This is a genomic window from Azospirillum sp. B2RO_4, assembly GCF_051124815.1.
Classification (GTDB): Bacteria; Pseudomonadota; Alphaproteobacteria; order Azospirillales; family Azospirillaceae; genus Azospirillum.
In genome coordinates this window covers 166,033-187,423 of record NZ_CP118488.1, presented here as the reverse complement: position 1 = coordinate 187,423, position 21,391 = coordinate 166,033, and the positions used below count along the sequence as shown (strand labels likewise).

At 69.9% G+C, this 21,391-nt stretch carries 13 protein-coding genes; 11 read left to right on the top strand and 2 right to left on the bottom strand.

Annotated elements, in window-relative coordinates; all coding sequences use genetic code 11:
• Nucleotides 1-54 precede the first annotated feature (54 nt).
• The gene (gene clpB, locus PWS46_RS21695; RefSeq protein WP_434623421.1) at nt 55-2,739 is read left to right on the top strand and encodes an ATP-dependent chaperone ClpB; all 2,685 of its coding nucleotides are present in this window, start codon (nt 55-57) and stop codon (nt 2,737-2,739) included.
• Nucleotides 2,740-2,835: 96 nt separating this feature from the next.
• Here clpB and PWS46_RS21690 read toward each other — a convergent pair whose 3' ends face one another.
• Nucleotides 2,836-3,495: a hypothetical protein gene (locus PWS46_RS21690; RefSeq protein ID WP_434623420.1), complete on the bottom strand. Its 660-nt coding sequence runs from the start codon at nt 3,493-3,495 to the stop codon at nt 2,836-2,838.
• A gap of 445 nt (nt 3,496-3,940) precedes the next feature.
• Between PWS46_RS21690 and PWS46_RS21685 the strand changes: the two genes are divergently transcribed.
• Genes PWS46_RS21685 through PWS46_RS21670 form a run of 4 tightly spaced genes read left to right on the top strand, consistent with a single transcriptional unit; the run spans nt 3,941 to nt 7,421 of the window.
• A complete protein-coding gene (locus PWS46_RS21685) occupies nt 3,941-4,726 on the top strand; it encodes an SDR family oxidoreductase (RefSeq protein ID WP_434623419.1) in 786 nt (261 codons plus the stop codon).
• A gap of 23 nt (nt 4,727-4,749) precedes the next feature.
• The gene (gene pabB / locus PWS46_RS21680; protein WP_434623418.1) at nt 4,750-6,141 is read left to right on the top strand and encodes an aminodeoxychorismate synthase component I; all 1,392 of its coding nucleotides are present in this window, start codon (nt 4,750-4,752) and stop codon (nt 6,139-6,141) included.
• Complete coding sequence (locus tag PWS46_RS21675) at nt 6,138-6,944, top strand: aminotransferase class IV (RefSeq protein ID WP_434623417.1); 807 nt, start codon at nt 6,138-6,140, stop codon at nt 6,942-6,944. Before pabB ends, PWS46_RS21675 begins: the two co-directional genes overlap by 4 nt.
• Nucleotides 6,945-6,977: 33 nt before the next feature.
• On the top strand, nt 6,978-7,421 hold the full coding sequence (locus PWS46_RS21670) for a hypothetical protein (RefSeq protein ID WP_434623416.1): 444 nt from the start codon (nt 6,978-6,980) through the stop codon (nt 7,419-7,421).
• 18 nt (nt 7,422-7,439) lie between these two features.
• Here PWS46_RS21670 and PWS46_RS21665 read toward each other — a convergent pair whose 3' ends face one another.
• Nucleotides 7,440-9,011, bottom strand: coding sequence for a caspase family protein (locus PWS46_RS21665; RefSeq protein ID WP_434623415.1), 1,572 nt, complete (start codon nt 9,009-9,011; stop codon nt 7,440-7,442).
• 293 nt (nt 9,012-9,304) lie between these two features.
• On the opposite strand from PWS46_RS21665, the gene PWS46_RS21660 reads away from it, so the two are divergent.
• The 6 genes from PWS46_RS21660 (at nt 9,305) to PWS46_RS21635 (ending at nt 21,380) form a co-directional block, all read left to right on the top strand.
• A complete protein-coding gene (locus tag PWS46_RS21660; protein WP_434623414.1) occupies nt 9,305-10,123 on the top strand; it encodes a YMGG-like glycine zipper-containing protein in 819 nt (272 codons plus the stop codon).
• A 126-nt stretch (nt 10,124-10,249) separates the two neighbouring features.
• Nucleotides 10,250-13,615: a caspase family protein gene (locus tag PWS46_RS21655; protein WP_434623413.1), complete on the top strand. Its 3,366-nt coding sequence runs from the start codon at nt 10,250-10,252 to the stop codon at nt 13,613-13,615.
• A 144-nt stretch (nt 13,616-13,759) separates the two neighbouring features.
• On the top strand, nt 13,760-15,163 hold the full coding sequence (gene tssL / locus PWS46_RS21650) for a type VI secretion system protein TssL, long form (RefSeq protein WP_434623529.1): 1,404 nt from the start codon (nt 13,760-13,762) through the stop codon (nt 15,161-15,163).
• A gap of 63 nt (nt 15,164-15,226) precedes the next feature.
• On the top strand, nt 15,227-18,736 hold the full coding sequence (gene tssM, locus PWS46_RS21645) for a type VI secretion system membrane subunit TssM (RefSeq protein ID WP_434623412.1): 3,510 nt from the start codon (nt 15,227-15,229) through the stop codon (nt 18,734-18,736).
• Complete coding sequence (gene tagF, locus PWS46_RS21640) at nt 18,736-19,317, top strand: type VI secretion system-associated protein TagF (RefSeq protein WP_434623411.1); 582 nt, start codon at nt 18,736-18,738, stop codon at nt 19,315-19,317. The genes tssM and tagF overlap by 1 nt, the downstream gene beginning before the upstream one ends.
• Nucleotides 19,317-21,380 carry a type VI secretion system Vgr family protein gene (locus PWS46_RS21635; RefSeq protein ID WP_434623528.1) on the top strand — a complete coding sequence of 688 codons (2,064 nt, stop codon included), beginning with the start codon at nt 19,317-19,319 and terminating at the stop codon, nt 21,378-21,380. Before tagF ends, PWS46_RS21635 begins: the two co-directional genes overlap by 1 nt.
• The last annotated feature ends 11 nt before the right edge of the window (nt 21,381-21,391 follow it).

Below are 21,391 nucleotides of genomic sequence, written 5' to 3'. Positions count from 1 at the left end.
GCGCCGTCCCGCGCCGGATGGCTGGGCGGGAGACCTTGGGAAACGGAGTGCCGGATGGACTTCGGTCAATTCACCGATCGTGCGCGTGGCGTCATTCAGGCCGCGCAGATCGCCGCCCTTGCCGAGCGGCATCAACAGCTTCTCCCCGAACATCTGCTGAAGGCCCTGATCGACGACACCAGCGGCGTCGCCGCGCGTCTGGTGCGCGACACCGGCGGCGATCCCGATCTGCTGAAGTCCGCGACCGAGGAACAGCTGTCCCGGGCCCCGGTTCAGCCGGGCGCCAGCGAGGGCCCGCAGCCGCTCTATATGTCGCCGTCGCTGGCCGCCGTGCTGCAGGGCGCCGTCGCCTCGGCGCGCAACGGCGGCGACCGCTTCGTCACTGCCGAACGGCTGCTGGAGAGCCTCGCCCGGCAGAGCGGCCCGCTGCGCGCGCTGTTCCGCCGTGCCGGCGTCGATGCCGACGCGCTGGCTGCCGCCGCCGATGCCCAGCGCAAGGACCATCCCGCCGACGCCGAGACCGAAACCACCTCCGGCGAGGCGCTGGCCCGCTACACCCGCGACCTGACGGAAGAGGCGCGGCAGGGCCGGCTCGACCCGGTCATCGGCCGCGACGACGAGATCCGCCGCACCATCCAGGTGCTGGCCCGCCGCACCAAGAACAATCCCGTTCTGATCGGCGATCCAGGCGTCGGCAAGACCGCCGTGGTCGAGGGGCTGGCGCAGCGCCTGGCCTCCGGCGACGTGCCGGAAGGGCTGAAGGACCGCCGCGTGCTGGCGCTCGACCTCACTGCCCTGCTGGCCGGCGCCAAGTTCCGCGGCGAGTTCGAGGAGCGGCTGAAGTCGGTGCTGAGCGAGGTGCAGGAGGCCAACGGCCGCATCATCCTGTTCATCGACGAACTGCACACCCTGATCGGCGCCGGCCGCACCGATGGCGCGATGGACGCCGCCAACATGCTGAAGCCCGCGCTGGCGCGTGGCGAGCTGCGCTGCGTCGGCGCCACCACGCCCGACGAGTACCGCAAATACATCGAGAAGGACGCGGCACTCGCCCGCCGCTTCCAGCCGGTGACGGTGGACGAGCCGTCGGCCGACGATGCGGTGTCGATCCTGCGCGGCATCAAGGGCAAGTACGAGGTCCATCACGGCGTGCGCATCGCCGACGCGGCGGTGGTCGCGGCGGTGAGCCTGTCCTCGCGCTACATCGGCGACCGCCGGCTGCCCGATAAGGCCATCGACCTTGTCGACGAGGCGGCGAGCCGCCTGCGCATGGCCATCGACAGCAAGCCGGAGGCGCTCGACGCCGTCGACCGCCGCGTCGCCCAGCTGAAGATCGAGCGCGAGGCGCTGAAGGCCGAGCCGGACGCCGCATCGCAGGAACGGCTGCACGCCCTGGAAGGCGAGTTGGCGGAGGCGGAAGCCCGCCAGTCCTCGATGGAGGAGGACTGGCGCGCCTCGCAGTCCCGCCGCACCGAGGGCCGCCGCCTGAAGGAGGAGCTGGACCAGGCCCGCACGAAGCTGGAGCGCGCCCAGCGCGACGGCGACTGGGCCAAGGCCGGCGAACTTGCCTATGGCGTGGTGCCCGATTTGGAGAAGCGTCTCGCCGATGCCGAATCCCGTGCCAGCACCGAGCGTGACGAGGTGACGGCCAAGGACATCGGCGCCGTCGTCACCCGCTGGACCGGCATTCCGGTGGAGCGGATGCTGGAGGGCGAACGCCAGCGGCTGAAGGGCATGGAGGACAAGCTGGCGGAGCGCGTCGTCGGCCAGAAGGAGGCGGTGCGTGCGGTGTCCAAGGCGGTGCGGCGTGCCCGCGCAGGGCTGAAGGACCCCAGCCGCCCGACCGGCTCCTTCCTGTTCCTGGGCCCGACCGGCGTCGGCAAGACCGAGCTGGCCAAGGCGTTGGCCGCCTTCCTGTTCGACGACGAGACGGCGATCACCCGGCTCGACATGTCGGAATACATGGAGAAGCACGCGGTCAGCCGCATGATCGGCTCGCCGCCGGGCTATGTCGGCTATGACGACGGCGGCTCTCTGGCGGAGCGCATCCGGCGCCGGCCCTATCAGGTCGTGCTGCTGGACGAGGTGGAGAAGGCGCATCCCGACGTGCTGAACGTCCTGCTGCAGGCGCTCGACGACGGGCGGCTGACCGACGGGCAGGGCCGCACCGCCGATTTCCGCCACGCCATCCTCATCATGACCTCCAACCTGGGGGCCGAGGCGCTGAGCGCCTTGGGCGATGACGAGGATATGGCCGGCGTGACGGTGGAGGTGATGGACGCGGTGCGCAAGGCCTTCCGGCCGGAGTTCCTCAACCGGTTGGACGATGTCCTGATCTTCCGCCGGCTGGGCCGGGACCAGATGTCGCGGATCGTCGATATCCAGCTGTCCCGCGTCAACGAGCGGCTGGCCGAGCGCGGCGTCACCCTGACGGCCGATGCGGCGGCCAAGCGGCGTCTGGGCGATCTGGGCTGGGATCCGGCCTTCGGCGCCCGTCCGCTGAAGCGCGCCATCCAAGGCCTTGTCGAGGACCCGATCGCCGAGCGTCTGCTCGACGAGGAGGTGGAGGGCAAGACCGCCATGACGTTGTCGGTCGTGGATGGCCGGCTGGCGCTGGACGGCGTGGTGGTCGAGGAGGACCGGGCGCACGGCTTCAAGGCGCCGGAGCGTCCGCCGCTCGGCTTCGCCCTGCCGCCGGTGGCGAGCGCCGCCACGGCGCGGGAGGCGTCGGTCCACTGACCGGCCAACCTCGGCAATTCCTGCGCAAACTGTGAAAAGGCCCCGGATGCATCGCGTCCGGGGCCTTCTTCATGGGCTGGGCGTCGACCAGAGCCTTTACACCAGAACGCCGCCTTTCACCTTGCCGATGAACTTGAAATTCTTGTTGTCGCTCAGATGCTTGTGCAGGAAGGACGGGTTGTAGAATCGGCTTTCCAGCCCGAAGACCGCCTGCATGTTTTCGATCGGAAAGCTGCCCTGGACCGCAATGTTGGCCTGCTCCATCGCGACGAGATAGCAGTAGACGACATGACCGGAGCAGAAAAAGCCCTCGGACCCGCCGGCGAACAGCTTGTCCAGAAGCTTGTTGATCCTGTCGGACGACTGGCTGGACGTCCCGCGGCCCAACGACCTGATGGCACCCTTGGAATCGTACGGCAATTGAGCGCTGCCGCCCTGGGTGAAATTGTGCAACATCATCGTGGCGACCTGGGCGGCACCTTCGCCGATGCCCGGGATGAGGCAGCGGAACACGTCGTAAGTCAAACTGCCCCTTGTGGTCAGCAGGTTGTTTTCCTGCAGCCCGGCGCTGTTCGTCTCAATGATCTTGGTCGGGGCGCTGGCAATACCGGCATGGGTGAATTCCGCCTTGCCCTTGCTGAACAACTGCCCCAGCCGGATGATGACCCCGCTCTTGGTCATGCCCTGCCAGTTCTTGACCAGGATGTCACCGGCCTTGATGGCCCCGACCACCGCGTTGGAACGCGCTCGTGTCATACCCTGTCTCCCTGTGACGAACCGTACGCCGACAGCCGCGGCGGTTTTCGAATTCAATTCCGGCGGGCATCATACGAAAGAGTGCGTTCACGACGGAAGTGGTGCCGCGGTCATAGTGTTCCGTTTCCTTCTACGAGCAGTTACCGGCTTCTCGACCATTATCTCTGATGATTACTGGGAGCCGGCGTGCCACAACCTGTCTTTTTATTTTCGCGTATGGGATGGGGCGGGCGGGCGCGGCCTCGATCATTGGCTGTAAAAGAGGCTGTTGTCGATACAACCGCATCCGCCACGCCGCGTAGCGGAGCCGAGCAGATCCTCTTCCGATTCGCGCCCGCTCAATCCTGTACGGGGTGCCATTGTGTCCGCGTGTCTGCTACATCTCGGCGCCGCCATCCCGGCAGCGTCCGGGCGCCGGCGGAGCCGCAACAGTCAGGGGGCAGACATGACCGCCACGAACCCTCCCTATCTGTCGACCTTCTCGCTTGCCGGACAGGTGGCGCTCGTTACCGGATCGGGCCGCGGGCTGGGGCTGGAGATCGCGCGGGCGCTGGCCGGATCGGGCGCGCATGTGCTGCTGAACGGCCGCGACGCCACGACGCTGGACGCGCGCGTAGAGGAAATCGTGGAGGCCGGCGGATCGGCGTCGGCGCTGACCTTCGACGTGTCGGACCGGGCGGCGGTGCGAGATGCCTTTGCGCGCATCGAGCGCGAGCATGGACGCCTCGACGTGCTGGTCCAGAATGTCGGGCAGCGCAACCGCAAGCCGCTGGCCGACCTGACGGACGACGAGATCGTCACCCTTCTCGACGTCGATCTGGCCTCCAGCCTCATCCTGGCGCGGGAGGCGGCGCGGCTGATGCTGCCGCGGGGCAGCGGACGGCTGATCGCCGTCACCTCGGTCGCCGGGCAGATCTCGCGGGCCAACGACAGCGTCTATGCCGCGGCGAAGTCCGGTCTGAACGGCATGGTGCGGGCGCTGGCCGCCGAATATGGACCTCATGGCCTGACCAGCAACGCCATCGCTCCCGGCTTTTTCGCAACCGAAACGAATGCGGCCCTCGCCTCCGATCCCGAACGCGGGGCCTATTTCGCCAACCGCACGCCGATGGGGCGCTGGGGCCGGCCGGAAGAGATCGCCGGGGCGGCGGTGTTCCTGGCGTCGGCCGCGGCGTCCTATGTCAACGGTCACGTCTTGGTCGTCGATGGCGGCGCCACCATCTTGATGTAAGCCGACGGCCGACTGCCCCCGCCATGCTGACGATTCCGATTTCCTGCGGCGATCCCGCCGCCCTGTTCCGCCCCTGGAGCGCCGAGCCCTGGGCGATGCTGCTCGACAGCGCGGCTCCCCATCCACGGAACGGGCGGCATTCCTATATCGTTGCAGAGCCGTTTCAAACCATCGAAGTGATCGGCGGCCAGACTCTGATCGATGGCCGCCCGGTCGGCGGCAACCCCTTCGACGCGCTGGAACGGGCGCTGGCCGCTCATCCGCGTCCCTCCGACGGCCCGGTTCCCTTCACCGGCGGCGCCGTGGGCTTTATCGGTTACGAAGCCGGAACGGCTTTGGAGGGACTGCGCTCCCGCCATGGCAATCCCGGCGGCCAGCCGGACTTCGCCTTCGGCCTGTACGATGTCGTCGCGGCTTTCGACCGGCAGGAGCGGCGCGCCTGGGTGATGGCCGCCCGACCGGAGGCGGAGGACCGCGCCCGGCGCATGGCGGCGCGGCTGTCCGTTCCGCCTCCGGAACAATCGGCCGGGCCTGAGCCGATGCGCTGGCGGTCGGAACTGTCGCGTCCCGACTATCTTGATCGGGTCGGGCGGGTTCTGGAATATATCCGCGCCGGCGACATCTATCAGGCCAACTTCACCCAGCGATTCCTGGCCGATGCCGGGCCGGACACCGACGCCTATGCGCTGTACGAGCGGCTGCGCCGCCTCAGCCCGGCACCCTTCGCCGCTTTCCTGAACTGCGGCCCCAGGTTGCGGCTGGCCGGCGCCTCGCCGGAACGCTTCATCCGGCTGGGCGCCGACCGGACCATCGAGACGCGGCCGATCAAGGGCACCCGCCCGCGCCCTGCAGATCCAGGGGCCGACCCGGCCGCCGACGCGGCGGCGGCGGCGGAGCTGTCTGCCAGCATCAAGGACCGGGCGGAAAACCTGATGATCACCGATCTGCTGCGCAACGATCTGGCGCGCGTGTCGGAAGTCGGAAGCGTCAAGGTGCCGGTGCTGTTCGGGCTGGAGAGCTTCGCCACCGTTCATCATCTGGTTTCGGTCGTCACCTCCCGCCTGCTGCCGGGTATGGGGCCGGTCGATCTGCTGCGCGCCGCCTGTCCCGGCGGATCGATCACCGGGGCGCCGAAGATCCGCGCCATGCAGATCATCGACGAGCTGGAGGTGGCGCGGCGCGGCGCCTATTGCGGTTCGGTTGCCTGGATCGGCTTCGACGGCGCCATGGACAGCAACATCGTCATCCGCACCCTGTCGGTGACGCGGGATCATGTGATTGCCCAGGCCGGCGGCGGCATCGTCGCCGATTCCGATCCGGCCGATGAGCATGAGGAGATGCTGGTCAAGGCCCGCGCCCAGCTGCGCGCCGCAGGAAATCCGGTGGTGGAGTGGGCAGGGGAGGGAATGCGATGACAATCTGGCTGAACGGACGGCTGATGCCCGCCGCGGAGGCGCGGATCGACCCGGCCGACCGCGGCTTCACGCTCGGCGACGGGCTGTTCGAGACGATCCGGATCAAGGATGGCGCTCCGCGCCACCTGCCGCGCCATCTCGACCGGCTGGGCGCCGGAGCGGAACTGCTCCGCCTGCCGCTGCCCTATGTCTCTGCCGACCTGACGGCAGCCATGGCGGCGCTGATCGAGGCCACCAGTGTCGCCGACGGCGTCCTGCGCCTGACGCTCTCGCGCGGCACCGGCGCGCGCGGCGTGCTGCCGCCGGCCGACGCCCGGCCGACCTTGTTGATGACGGCGGCGCCGGCCGCCCACATGACGGCGCCGGTTACCGCGATCATCGCCGGCTGCACCCGCCGCAACGAGCATTCGCCGCTGTCGCGGCTGAAGTCGCTGAACTACCTGGATTCCATCCTGGCCCGGCAGGAGGCGGCGGAACGCGGCGCCGACGAGGCGCTGCTGCTGAACGGCGCCGGCCGGCTGGCGGAATCGAGCGTCGCCACCCTGTTCCTGTCCATCGGCGGCCGGCTGCTGACCCCGCCCGTCGCCGACGGCGCCCTTCCCGGGATCCGCCGCGCCCTGATCCTGGAGCGCCATAGCGCGGAGGAGGCGCCGCTCACCCCCGACGACCTCGCCCGCGCCGACGAGGCCATCCTGACCAACAGCCTGGGCCTGCGCCCACTGGTGGCGGTGGACGGCCGGCCGGTCGGTTCCGCCGTAGCCGGCCCGGTGCTGGCCCGCCTGCTGGCCGATGCGGACCTGTAAACCGCCATTCATGGGGCCATCGAAGGGATTCTGATGATCGAAACCGTGACCTTCCCCGAACTGACCGTCATCGGCTGCATGGTCGAGGCGAGCCGCGACGACCTGCCCGCCGAGGTCGCCGCGGCGTGGGAGCGCGTGTTCGCCGCGGGCATTGAGACGGCGGCTTTCGCCGCGGTGTCGCTGCCGGAGGAGAATGGCTTGCTGCGCCGGCTGCTCGGCTTCATGGCGGCCAAGGCGAGCGAGATCCCCGCCGGCATGATCCGCGTCGACCTCGACGCCGGCCGTTACCTGCGCACCGTGCAGGATGGCCCGGCGGCGGGGATCGCCGACGGTTTCGCCCGTCTCCATGCCCATGCCGAGGCGAACGGGCTGAAGCTGTCCGGGGTCGCGCTGGATTTCGGCTACCGGCCGGCGCAGCCGGACGGGCGCCACGAGCTGCATCTGGCGCTCGCCCCGCAACTGCCGGCGCTGGCCTGAGGCCGCAGCCGGCACCGCTCAGCGTGCGGTGCTGTAGACGCCGTGGATGCCGAACTCCACCGGCTGCCCGGTCAGGTGACGGGTCAGCAGGGCGGCGACCTCCGCGGCGGCCGGCTTGCCGTCCAGCGCCGCGAGATCGCGCTGCAGCGCCGTCATCGGCTTCGGCGAGGCGATGGCAAGGAAATGGTCGGCGCCGAAGGGCGGCTCCACCGTCAACGCCAGCCGGTAGGGGCCGCCGCGCGGTATCTGTGCCGGGTCGTTGCGCTCCGCCAGCGGGTAGAGGTAGTTGACCGTGCCGTCGGCGGCGAGGTTGATCAGGGTGAAATAGGTCCCGCTATTGCCGCCGATGGCGAGCGAGACCGTCTCCCCCTTGCGGTAATCGCGGTCGCCCGGCTCCACCGCCAGGGTCAGCGAGCGGTCCTGCGCCGCCGCCTTTACCCGCACCACCAACGCCCATTTGTCGACCACCCCCTGCACCCGCCGCCGGGTTTCCGGTGCCGCCGGATCGCCGGGGATGCTGGCCAGCACGTCGCCCATCGAGCTGACCACCTCGCCGGTCGCGCTGTCCCACACCAGGGCTGGATCGTCCTTCCCGGCGAGTTCGATCCCGGTGAAGCCCGCCGCCAGCTTTTTCACCACCGCCGGCTTGCCCAGGATGCGCAGCGGGATCGGCCCGGCGGCGGGCAGCAGGGACGGCGGCTTCGGCCGGCCGGCGACCGGGTCGATCAGCGGGATCTCGCCACGGCCGCGCGGCTGCACCTGCGGATGCTGCCGCCCCTCCAGCGCCATGCGCACGGCACCGCGGATATGGGCCTCCAACTCTCCCTTGGTGACGATGCCGTCGCCGTCGCGGTCGGCCTGACCGCGCAGCGCGTTGGCGAAGGCCCAGCTGAGCGCGCCACGCGGCTTGCGGTCGATCATCACTTCCGGCGCCAACTCATGGTCGGCGACCGCGGCGAAGAAGGTGACGTTCGGCTGTTCCTCCGCCTCCGCCTGCAGGGCGGCGCGGGTGGGCAGGGGAAGGGCGTCGTCCTCGATATGGTCGACCGGAGCGCCGTCGATCTTCGCCGCCCGCGTGCCCAGCATGCCGGCGCGGTCGTCGAAGGCGCGGGTCATCGTGCCGGAGTGGCACGAATCGGAGATGAAGATCACCCGGCGCGGCGCCGCCTCCTTAAGCAGCACGGCGATCTCGTCGTCGGTCAGGCGCTGCGCCGTGCCGGGACCGCGCGGGGCGAAATCGGCCAGCACCAGGAACTCGTCCATGCCGTCGGCCTCGCTGCCGGGCACACGCTCCGGTTGCTGGGCGCCGTGGCCGGCGAAAGTCAGCACCAGCGTCGAGTCGGGGGCTGTCTCGGCGATCAGCTGCCGCCATGCGGTGATGATCCGGCTGCGCTCCGCCTCGCCGTCGATGAACAGGCGCAGTTTGCGGACGCCCAGCCCCTTCAGCGCGTCGGCGATGTCGCGGGCATCGTTCACCGCCCCCTGCAGTGGGTTGACCCGCGTATAGCGGTCGATTCCGATCACCAGGGCGCCGATTTCCGCCCGCGCCGGCGCAGGCCCGAGCGCAAGTCCCGCAGCGGCCGCGACCATGACGATGCCGCCCAGAATTGCGCTGGCGCCGCCGCCCGGACGTCGCTTTCCTCGAAACATTGCAGTCCCCCAACGATGCCGTGCAGCACAGGCTACACGCGGATGCCGATGCATAAAAGGCCGCACGAATTGGTGGTAAAGATCCCTTCCTTTGCGGTTGTTGCTGTGGCAGCGTTGCAGCCGGGCCCGATCGGCAGGGGGGCCGCATCCACTGTGGGGGTGGAACGGCCGGCCGGGACTTCGGGTGCCGAACGAATGACGCCGCGAACGGCAGTGCAAACGGGAATCAGCTCATGCGAAGCAACCGCGCCAAGGCAAGCCTCGTCTCCATCACCATCGTCGCCATGGCGCTCAGCGGCTGCGTGACCACGCAGCAGGATCGCATCGGCGCGAATGACGGCACCGACGCCTGCTACCAGTACCGGGTCGCCCTCGACTCGACCGGCAACTATTATGCCGAGGACATGCTGAAGGGCGCCGCCATCGGCGCCGGCGTCGGCGCGCTGACCGGCGTGCTGGCCAGCGGCAACCTGAAGGGCGCGCTGATCGGCGCCGCGGCGGGCGCCGCGCTGGGCACGCTCGGCGGCTATTGGAATTCCAAGGCGCAGCAGGGCCGCGATCAGGCGATCCTGGGCGTGATGAACGACCTCGACGCCGAGAACCAGAACCTCAACCGCACCCAGGTCGCTCTCGACCAGCTGGTGAACTGCCGCCGTGCCGAGATCGCGCGCGTCAAGGCCGACTACAAGGCCAAGCGCATCGGCAAGCCGGAGGCGGAGCAGCGCATGGCCCTGATCCGCGCCCAGCTGGACAAGGATTACGCCATCGCCAGCAGCATCAACCAGAACATCGTCAAGCGCCGCGACGAATATCTGATCGCCGCCGACAACATCGAGCCCGGCTCTGCCGAGAAGATCCGCACCAAGACCGCGGTCAAGGCGCAGACCAGCAAGAAGAAGAAGGCCAAGCAGACCACCACCGCCGGCGGCACCCCGGCGTCGCAAGTGGTCCAGCGCACCAACACCGCCTTCGAAACGTCGGAGCGCATCAACGCTACCACCAGCAGCATCCAGCAGATCGCCCAGAAGGAAGCCACCCTCGACGCGGTCTGAGGCGTAGTCTGACCGGAGCGGTCCGGCCGCATGTCCCGCGTAATCGACGGGACCCATGGCCGGACCGCTCCCGGTGACCCAGTGCAAGCGGAACGAATGATGGCCGGCTGTCCTACTCGCCAGAACGTGCGACTTCGATGCGGCCACCGCGCCGCCGCCTTCTCGTGGGCTGTTTTCGGCCTGCTGCTGGCGGGGCTCCTGACGGGATGGCTCGGGGCCGGGGTGGCACTGGCGGGCGACGCGTCGACCGGGGCCTTCCTGCGGATCGAGACCGGCGGCCACACCGCGCGCGTCAACCGGCTGGCCACCGATGCGCAGGGCCGGCTGATCGCCAGCGTTTCCAACGACAAGACCCTGCGCCTGTGGAGCCGCGACAGCGGCGAGCCGCTGGGCGTCCTGCGCGTACCGATGGAGGCGGGGGACGAGGGGGCGCTCTATGCCGTCGCCCTGTCCGCCGACGGTTCGCTGGCCGTCGCGGCGGGGAACACCGGGACGAGCTGGGGCGACGGCGTTACCCTCTACCTGTTCGACGTGAAGGGGCAGCGGCTGAAGGCCCGGCTTCCCGGCCAGCCGCAGGTGCTGAACGATCTGGCCATCTCGCCGGACGGCCGCTTCGTCGCCGGGGCCTTCGGCGGCACCGCCGGCATCCGCGTGTGGGACAGCACCAGCTTCCGACTGGTCGCGGAGGATACCGGTTACGAAGGGCGGGTCTCGGCCCTTGCCTTCGCCCCCGACGGGCGGCTCGCCACCGCCTCCTTCGACGGCAATGTCCGGCTCTATGACGCCGGCTTCAAGCAGAAGGCCAAGCGCAATCCGGGTAAGGGGCTGCCCTATTCGGTCGCCTTTTCCCATGACGGATCGCTGCTGGCCGTCGGCTATGCCGACCAGACGCGGGTCGACGTGCTGTCCGGCACCGACCTGAAGACGCGTTATTCGCCCAAGACCACGGGCATCACCGGGGGCAGCTTCGCCGCCGTCGCCTGGGACGGCACCACCCTGGTCGCCGCCGGCACCGCGACCCAGGACGGCACGCGCAACGTGGTGCGCCGTTGGGCGGAGGCGGGGAAGGGCGCCGTCATCGACGTCGCGGCGGCGCGCGATTCCGTGACCTATCTTCTGGCCCTGCCGGGCGGTGGGGTGGCCTTCGCCGCCGCCGATCCCGGTTGGGGCGTGATCGACCCGGCCGGCCGGCTGCAGTTCGCCCGCATGGGCGACGTCGCCGACTACCGCGACATCCATCTCGGCCGTTTCGGCCTGTCCGACGACGGTCTGGTGCTGGAATTCGGCATGGAGCAGGGCGGCCTGCGGCCGATGCGCTTCGATGTGCTGGCCCGCAGCCTGACCCCGGCGCCGGATCCGCTGCCGGGCCTCAACCGTCCGGCCGCCGAAGGGCCGGGGATCGGCGTCGCCGACTGGCGCAACAGCCGCACGCCGAAGGTCAACGGCCAGCCGGTGATGCTGGACAGCGGCGAGTGGGCGCGCAGCGTCACCGTGCTGGGTCCGCAGCGCCGCGTGCTCCTGGGCAGCGAATTCAGCCTGCGCCTACTCGATTCGGCCGGGGCGGAGCTTGCTCGCGCCGAGGTGCCGGCCGCCGTGTGGGGAGTCGTCGCATCGGCCGACGGCCGCGTCGCGGTTGCGGCGCTGGGCGACGGCACGCTGCGCTGGTACGCGCTGTCCGGCGGCGCCCGCCCGCTGGAGGAGCTGGCGGCGCTGTTTCCGCACCGCGACGGCCGCCGCTGGGTGCTGTGGACGCCGGAAGCCTTCTTCGACCATTCCGAAAGCGGCGGCGAGACGCTGGTCGGCTTCCACCTGAACGACCCGAAGAAAAAGGGCAGCCAGTGGATCGAGTTCAAGCAGGTCTACCGCGTGTTCGATGCCCCCGAACTGGTGCGCGCCAAGCTGCAGCAGACCGGACAGGCGGACATCGCGGCGCGGCTTGCCGCCATCGGTGACATCCGCCTGCTGACCCAGCGCCGGCCGCAGGTGACCCTGCTGGACTATTGCACCGTGCCCGCCGCCGCCCGCGGACTGGCGCTTGGCACCGGCGCCAGCGAGGCACCCGCGCCGGCGGAAAGCGCGGCCCCGACGCCGGCCGCTCCGACCGCCGCGGCGGATGCCGAAACCTGCCATCCGCTCGACATGACGCCGGTCAGCCGCGCCTTCGCCCGCGCCAAGGAGCCGGCGCCATCGCCGCCGGCACCGCCGAAGCCGTCGGTGCAGAGCGGATCTCCGGCGGGCTCGCAGGGGGTCGATCTGGACGTCGCGGCAGAGGAACCGCGCCTGACCGTCGCGTTGCCGGAGGGGATCGGTTCCGTCCGCCTGCGCTATCGTCTGGCCGACACCGGCGGCGGAATCGGCACGGTCGATCTGTTCCGCAACGGCCGCAACGTCAGCGGCCAGGACAAGTCGCGCGCCTTCGCCCGCGCCAAGGAGCCGGCGCCCCCCCAACCTGCGGCCCAGCCCTCCGCTCCGCAATCATCTGTGGCTCCGCAATCATTTGTGGCTCCGCCCAAGGACCAGACCCCGGCGCCGGAGGAGCGGGTCAGCACCATCCGGCTCGATCCCGGCAGCAACCGGGTGCAGATCCGCGCCTACAACGGCTCCGATGCGATCTACGAACGCTCGGCCCTGGTCGATTTCGTGCTGCCGAAGCCGGCCCCGGTGGCCGATGCCGCGGCGGACGACGGCAAGGGGCAGCGTGTGGTGGCTGACCGGCCGCGGCTGATCACCTTCGTCGTCGGCATCGACAAGTATAGGCCGGAGGGGTCGCAGCTGCGCTTCGCCCGTGCCGATGCCACCGCCTTCGCCGACGCGCTGCGCGACCGGATTCCCGCCGGCTATGACCGGGAAAAGTCGCTGGCGCTGTCGAAGACGCTCTATGACGAGGAGGCGAGCCGCGAGGCCGTGGTCGCCGGGCTGGAGGCGCTCGCCGCCAACGCGCGGGAGGAGGACACGGTCGTCCTCTACCTTGCCGGCCACGGTGTGATCGTGCCGTCGCCGAAGGATCCGTCGGTCAAGCTCTACCACTTCATCACCCAGGACGTGAGCGCCGCCACCGCCGAGGCGATCAGCCGGGAAGGCCTGTCGGAGAAGGAGCTGAACCGGCTGGTCAGCGCGATTTCCGCCCGCAACGTTCTGGTGATGCTCGACACCTGCCATTCCGGTGCTGTGTCCGCCGGCACCGTCGACAAGCTGTACCAGGACATGGGGCAGCGCTACCTGCTGGCCGCCTCGTCGGAGCAGGAGGAGGCGCTGGACAGCTATGACGGCCGCAACGGCATCTTCGCCCACGCGGTGCTGGAAGGGCTGAAGGGCAAGGCGCTGCTGCCGGGGGACGAGGCAGTCTACAACCTGACGCTCGGCCAGTATGTGAACCGCGCGGTGCCGCGACTGGCGCGCGAGAAGCGCTGGCACCAGTCCGCGATCTTCAAGACCGGCGGCAACGAGCTGAATCCCTTCCCGCTGGCGGCGCCGGAGGCAGGAAAGCCGTGAGGAGTGCGGCGCCATGGCAGATTGACGCACGCCATACCCAATTCGGCCGATAAAAATGGGTAGATTAAGCTCGATTGGTTCGTTCAAAGTGGTTGTAGAGGGGGACCGGACCGTTTCCGGGACGGAGCGCGGATTGGGGTGGACATGCAAGGCGGCGATCAGTTTGGCGGCACGCCCGGACCGGAATCGGAACGCACGGTCCTGATGCCGACGCCGGGCGGCCGGCGGCCGGCCGCGTCGGACGGTTCGGCCGGCGGCTCGGCAGACGGGGAGACGGTTTTCGCGTCGCGGGCGTCGTCGGTGGGGGTTTCCGGCCCGGCGCTGGCGGCCATCTTCGCCGCGCGGTCGCCGCTGGCCGCCGCCGCCTCGCCGGTGCTGCTTCTGGCGGCGCGGCTGAACGACATCGGCGGTGTGCCGGACCTCGAATCGCTGCGCCAGCGCGTGATCGGCGCGCTCGGCGACTTCAAGAAATGGGTGGTGTCGTCCGGCATGGACGGCGCGACCCAGGCGACGGCGCACTATGTGCTCTGCGCGCTGATCGACGACATCGTGCTGAACTCCCCCTGGGGCACCCAGAGTTCCTGGACGCGCCAGAACGTCACCAGCATGTTCCACAAGAATGTCGTCGGTGGTGAGCAGTTCTTTGACCGGCTTGCCACCGCCCGCCAGGATCCGGGCAAGTACGGCGATCTGCTGGAGCTGATGTATCTCTGCCTGTCGCTGGGCTTCCGCGGCCGCTACCGCGTCGGCGGGCGCCAGGACACCGAGCATGCCCGCATCCGGGAAGAGGTCTACAACATCCTGGTCAAGCAGCGCGGCTACGCCGACCGGATTCTCTGTCCGAACGCGGCGGCGATGGCGGTGGAATACCGGCCGCCGCGCAGTTCGCTGCCGGTCTGGGTGACGGGCGCCGGCACCGCGCTGTTCCTGCTGTTGCTGTTCCTGGGCTTGAGCTTCCTGCTGAACGGCGCGTCCGACCGGCTGTTCGCCGGCCTGTCCGGGCTGCCGCCGCATGGCGGCGTGGTGATCGAATCGCCCGCCCCGGTCAAGCTGGCGGAGGAAGCGCCGCCCCCGCCGCAGATCGCCCCGCCGCCCCCGCCGCCGACGACCCAGGTCCAGCGCGTGCGCAAGTTCCTGGAGCCGGAGATCGCCGAGGGACTGGTCGAGGTGACGGAGGACGCGCTGTCGGTCACCGTGCGCATGCGCGGCACCAACCTGTTCGCCAGCGGCAGCGCCAGCCTGAACGACAAGGTGCGGGGATCGGTCCTGCGCGTCGGCCGCGCCGTCGCGGAGGAGCCGGGCGCGGTGCTGATCACCGGCCACACCGACAATGTGCCGATGACCGGCGGCGGGCGTCTGCGCTTCCCGTCCAACTGGCACCTGTCGAAGGCCCGCGCCGAATCGGTGATGGCGGAGTTCGAGCCGCTGTTCACCGACAAGTCCCGCCTGAAGGCGGAGGGCAAGTCCGATACCGAGCCGGTGGCGTCCAACGACACGCCCGAGGGCCGGGCGGCGAACCGCCGGATCGACATCATCCTCAAGAAGTGAGCGGAGCCGCCCCGCCCGGGGCGGTGCCAGCGGCCGGAATAAGATTGGGACAGGGGTATCGGAATGAGTCGGCTGACCGCCATCTTGCTCTCGCGCACAGTGTTGGGCCTCGTCGGCGCGGTGATCGCCGCGGCGCTGATCGCGTTGCTGGCGCCGCTCGCCGGTCTGGACATGCCCTGGCTGGCGGTCGCCGCAGCCGTGCCCTTCCCGATCCTCGCCATTGTGCTGATCCTGCTGAAGCGCCGCGACGCCAAGGCCGAGGAGCGGATGACGGCGGAGCTGACCGGCGGCGCCGACGCGGCGCGCATGGCGGCGGTGGACCAGGCCGACGAGGTGGCCGGCCTGCGCAGGACCTTCGCCGAATCGCTCGCCCTGCTGAAGGCCGGACGCAAGCAGCGGGGCCTGGGCGACGGCTATCTCTACAGCACGCCCTGGTACGTCATCATCGGCCCGCCGGGCGCCGGCAAGACCACGGCGCTGCTGAAGAGCGGCCTGAACTTTCCGCTCGCCGACGAGACCGGCGGCAAGCCGCTGAAGGGCGTCGGCGGCACCCGGCAATGCGATTGGTGGTTCGCCGACGAGGCGATTTTCCTCGACACCGCCGGGCGCTATACCACCCAGGACAGCCATGAGACCGTCGATCAGACCGGCTGGGGCGCCTTCCTGAAGCTGCTGAAGGATGCGCGCTCGCGCCAGCCGATCAACGGCGTACTGGTGGCGATGGCGGTTCCCGACCTCGCCGCCGCCGGGCCGGAGGAGCGGGCCCAGCATGCAGCCGCCATCCGCCGCCGCCTGCGCGAGCTGTACGAGACGCTGAAGGTCAAGGCGCCGGTCTATCTGCTGCTGACCAAGGCCGACCTGATCGCCGGCTTCAACGAGTTCTTCCACGACCTGAACCGCGACGAGCGTCGGCAGATCGTCGGCGTCACCCTGCCGGCGGCCGAAAGCGAACTGGGCGATGCCGGCATGGCGACGCTGGGCAGCGAATTGGACGGCATCGCAGGCCGGCTGTCCGGCCGCGCCGTTGACCGCATTCAGCAGGAACATGCGCAGGAGCGCCGCGGCGCCATCTTCGCCTTCCCCTCGCAGTTCGCCTCCCTGAAGGAACCGCTGCTCGACTTCGTATCCGCCGCCTTCAAGGCAAACCGCTACGAGCCGGCGCTGCGGCTGCGCGGCATCTATTTCACCAGCGGCACCCAGGAAGGCACGCAGATCGACCGGCTGATCGGCGGGCTGGCCGAGAGCTTCGGCCTGCCGGCGGCTCCGTTCCGCGGCGGCGCGGTCGCCGCGGGGCAGCAGCGCAGCTATTTCCTCGGCGGCCTGCTGAACGATCTGGTGTTCCGCGAGGCCAACATGGTCGGCTTCGACCCGGCGGCGGAACGGCGGCGCATCTGGATCCCGCGCATCGCCTACAGCCTGTTCGGGCTGGTCACCACCGCCGCGACCGCCGCCTGGGTCGCCAGCTATCTCGGCAATGCCGGGCTGATCGACCGCGAACAGCAGGCGGTCGACGCCTATCGGCCAAAGGCGGAGGCGCTAGCCGCCGGCACCGTCGCCGACGACGACATCCGCCGCGTCCTGCCGGTCCTGAACGAATTGCGCGCCCTGCCCGCCGGCCATGACACGATGGCGCTGAAGCAGAAGCTGGCGCTCGATTTCGGCCTCTACCAGGGCGACAAGCTGGAGGACGCCGGCGACGCGCTCTACCGCCGCGCCGTCAACGGGCTGCTGATGCCGCGCCTGCTGGTGCGTGTGCAGCGCGACCTGCGCGACCGGCTGATGGCCGATGACGCCCCGGCGGTGGAGGCGCTGCTGCGCCTCTATCTGACGCTGGGCGGCGCCGGTCCTGTCAATGGCGAGGAGGTGAAGGGCTGGACCGTCGGCTGGCTGCGGCGCGTCTCGCCGCCGCCGTCCGAGGATGAGACCAAGGCGATCCTCGGCCACATCGACGCCGGGTTGGGCGCTCCCGCCGGCCTGCCGAAGGCCAACCTGGATGCCGAGCTGATCCGGCAGGCGCGCGAGGTGCTGGCCCGCACGCCGCTGGCCGCACGCGCCTATGCCGCCGTGCGTGACGGCGAGGCGGCGCGCAAGCTGCAGGACTGGCGCCCGTCGGAACAGGCCGGGCCGGAAGGCGACCGGGTGTTCCGCCGCTCGTCCGGCGCGCGGTTCAGCGACGGCGTTCCCGGCTTCTACACCCTGCAAGGCTTCACCTCCGTCATGCTGCCGGGCCTGCCCGGTGCGGCGCGCTCGGTGCGCGATCTCAGTTGGCTGCTTGGCCCCCCGCGCGGCGAGGAGGCCGGTCCGGAACTTGAGACGGCGGCACTGACGCTTTACCTGCGCGACTATGCCGGCCGCTGGGACGCGCTGCTGAACGACATCACCCTGGTGCCGGCGGCCAACCCGCAGGCGCTGGCCGAGGAGGTCAACATCCTGTCCGGCCGCAGCTCTCCCCTGCAGAAGCTGCTGACGGCGGTGGCGAACGAGACGACGCTGCAGCGCGTGCCGGAGGCGCCGGCGGGCGCCTCGCCCGCGGTGGCGGCGGTGGCCGCGGCGGCGGCCGACAGCGGCGTGGCGAAGCTGGTCACGCAGATGGTCGACGACCGCTTCCGCCCGTTGAACGACTTCACCCGCAACAGCGGCAACGCCCGGCTGGAGGAGCTGCTGCGCCAGCTGGAGGCCGTGCATGCCGTGCTGGCGCGGCTGTCGCTCGGCTCCGGCGGCGGGCAGAAGCTGTTCGATCTGGCGGCCAACGGCGGCGGCGAGGTGTTCCAGAAGCTGGCCACCGACGTCGGCTATTTCCCGCAGCCGGTCCGCCGCTGGACCGAGGAGCTGGTGGAGCAGGGCACGGCGCGGACGCTGAGCGGCGCCCGCGCGCAGATCAACGCCGAATGGCAGAGCACGGTCGTGCCCTGGTGCCGCCGCGCGCTCGACAACCGCTATCCCTTCGTGAAGGGCGCCTCGGCCGATGTCGGCATGGACGATTTCGCCCGGATGTTCGCGCCCGGCGGGCTGATCGACGCCTTCTTCACCAACCGGCTGCGGCCGTTCGTCGACACGACGAAGGAGCCCTGGCGCTGGCAGCCGTCGGCCGCCGACCTCGGCATTCCGGCCGCGGTGCTGCCGTCCTTCCAGCATGCGGCGGCGATCCGCGACGCCTTCTTCCCCGATGGCGGCCGCGCGCCGTCGCTGCGCTTCGAACTGCGCCCGACCTATCTCGGCCCGGGGGTGGAGCAGGTCGACCTGGACATCGACGGCCAGCGCCTGACCTTCGCCCGCAACGCCACGCTGGCGCAGGGGCTGCAATGGCCGAAGCCGGGCGGGGCGGGCGACCTGCGCGTGACCTTCACCGGCCAGCCGACCGAACCGCCGGAGATGACCCAGCGCAGCGGCAGCTGGGCCTGGTTCCGCACGCTGGACGCCAACCGCGGCCGCAAGGGGGCGGTGCCCGACCGCATCCCGCTGAGCTTCGGCGCCGCCGGCAAGTCGGCCGGGTTCGACGTGCGCATGACCAGCGCCGTCAATCCCTTCTCGATCCGCGACCTCAAGGACTTCCGATGCCCGGACAGTCTTTGATGGGCCAGTCTTTGATGGCCGGCTGTTTCGGCAAGCTGCCGGCGCGCGGCGACTTCCTGCTGCGCGGTCTGCCGCGGAGCTTTGCCGACCCCTGGCACGAATGGCTGCTCGACGGGTTGCAGGCCAGCCGGGCGGCGCTGGGCGAGGGGTGGATGGACCGCTACCTCAACGCGCCGATCTGGCGTTTCGTGTTGGAGGCCGGCGTGTGCGGGCCGCAGGCGGCGGCCGGCGTGATGATGTCCAGCGTCGACAAGGCCGGGCGGCATTTCCCGCTGACCCTGGTGGCGCTGCTCGCGCCCGGCCAATCCGCCGACGGCGCCGAAGCCGACGGCCCATGGTTCGAGGCGGCGGAGGAACTGGCGCTGTCCGCCCTGACCCACACGCTGGATGTCGAGGCCTTCGTCGGCTCGGTCGGCGCCCTGTCGGTGCCGCAACCCTCCGGCGCCTCATCGTCCGCCGGCGCCCGCTGGTGGACGCTGGGCGGCGAGGGTGTGGCGGAGCAGGGCTTCACCGGCGCCGGCCTGCCGCCCGCGGCCCGCTTCGCCGATTTCCTGACCGGCCGGGCCGGGGAGGGCGCGTGATGCAGTTCGTCCAGGATGACCGCCTGCTGTCGCTGGAAACCCCGGCCGGTCCCGACGTGCTGCTGGTGGAGCGGGTCCAGGGGCGGGAGTCTCTGTCCTGTCCCTTCCTGTACCGCATCGATGCGCTTGGGCCCATCGAACCGCTGGCGCCGGACGTCATCGTCGGCAACAGCGTCAACATCGGCTTCCGCCAGCTGGACGGCGAACGGCATTACGTCAACGGCATCGCGCGGTCGCTCGGCGTCGGCGTGCCGGTTGGGCGCGACCAGCGCTATTACACGATCGAGGTGGTGCCCTGGCTGTCGCTGCTGTCCTACACCAGCGATTGCCGCATCTTCCACAGCCTGGGCAGCGGCGGCCCGATGGCGGTGCCGAAGATCGTCGAGACGATCTTCCATGAATTCGGCTTTTCCAACTTCGAGTTCCGTAGCCTGACCGGCAGCTACCAGCCGCGCGAATATTGCGTCCAGTACAACGAGACCTATTTCGACTTCGTCAGCCGGCTTCTGGAAGAAGAGGGTATCTATTATTACTTCGCGCATGAGCGCTATCGCCACAAGCTGATCCTGTCGGACAGCGCTGCCGGCTACGCCAAGCTGTCGCCTGCCACGCTGCGCTTCAATCCCAGCGGCCAATATGCCGACCAGATCGAGCGGTGGGAGCGGGTCTATTCCATCGCGTCCGGGCGCTGGGCCACCAAGGACTATGATTTCCAGGCGCCGCGCACGCCGCTCGACAGCGACGAGGCGTCGGTCGCCAAGGTGCCGGTGTCCACCAAATACGAGCTGTTCGAATATCCCGGCCGCTTCGCCACGCGCGATGCCGGCTCGACGCTCGCGCGACGCCGGATGGAGACCGAGGAGCGCGGGCTGGAGGGGGTGCGCGGCGTTGGCGCCTGCCGCACCCTGCATCCCGGCATGACCTTCGCCCTGACCGACCACCCGACGGCGTCCGAGAACAACCAGCCGGTCGTGGTGTCCGAACTGGAGTTCGACGCCTGCAACGAAGGCTTCCTGCCCGGCGACAAGCGCAAGGCCTCCTACGGCAACAGCTTCTATGCCCTGCCGGCGAAATCGGTGGTGCGGCCGGTACGGTCGACGCCGAAGCCGTCGGTGCGCGGCATCCAGACCGCCTTCGTCGTCGGGCCGGCGGGGGAGGAGATCTACACCGACAAGTTCGGCCGCATCATGGTGCAGTTCCATTGGGACCGCCGCGGCCGGTCGGACGAGAAAAGCAGCTGCTGGATCCGGGTGGCGCAGAGCTGGGCCGGGCACCAGTGGGGCATGCAGACGGTGCCGCGCGTCGGCATGGAGGTGCTGGTCGATTTCGTCGATGGCGATCCCGACCGGCCGATGGTGATCGGCGTGGTCAACAACGCCGATGCGCTGCCGACCTATGCCCTGCCCGAGCACAAGACGCGGTCGGGCATCAAGACGCGCAGTTCGCCCGGCGGGCGCGGCTTCAACGAGATCCGGTTCGAGGACAAGGCGGGCAAGGAGCAGGTCTTCCTCCACGCCCAGCGCGACTACGACCTGCGCATCGGCCATGACAGCCGCACCTCGGTGGCCTCGGGCCAGCATGTGAACGTCGCCGGGGGCCTGTGGGAATGGGTGGGCAAGAACCACCACGCCACGGTGGACGGCGACCATGTGGAATCCATCGGCGGCGGCGTGTCGCGCAGCATCGGCGTCGATCTGCACGACAAGGTCGGCACCAACTATGCCGTCCATGCCGGGACCAACCTGTGCCTGGAGGCCGGGGCCTCGCTGACCCTCAAGGTCGGCGGCAGCTTCATCACGCTGAACGCCGCCGGCATCTCGATGAACGGCACCATGGTGCTGATCAACAGCGGTGGTGCCGCCAACGGGCTGAGCGCGGCGCCGGCGAAGCCCGACAAGCCGTCGCCCGCCGACAAGGACAAGGGCGGGTCGATCAAGGCGCCGCCCAAGGCGAAGCTGCCGCGCGCGGCGCAAAGTCACAGCCCGAAGGCCGCGGCGCAGGCCATGGTGATGCGCAACGCCGCCGCGTCCAACACGCCGTTTTGCGAGATCTGCCAGAAATGATGCCAGAAACG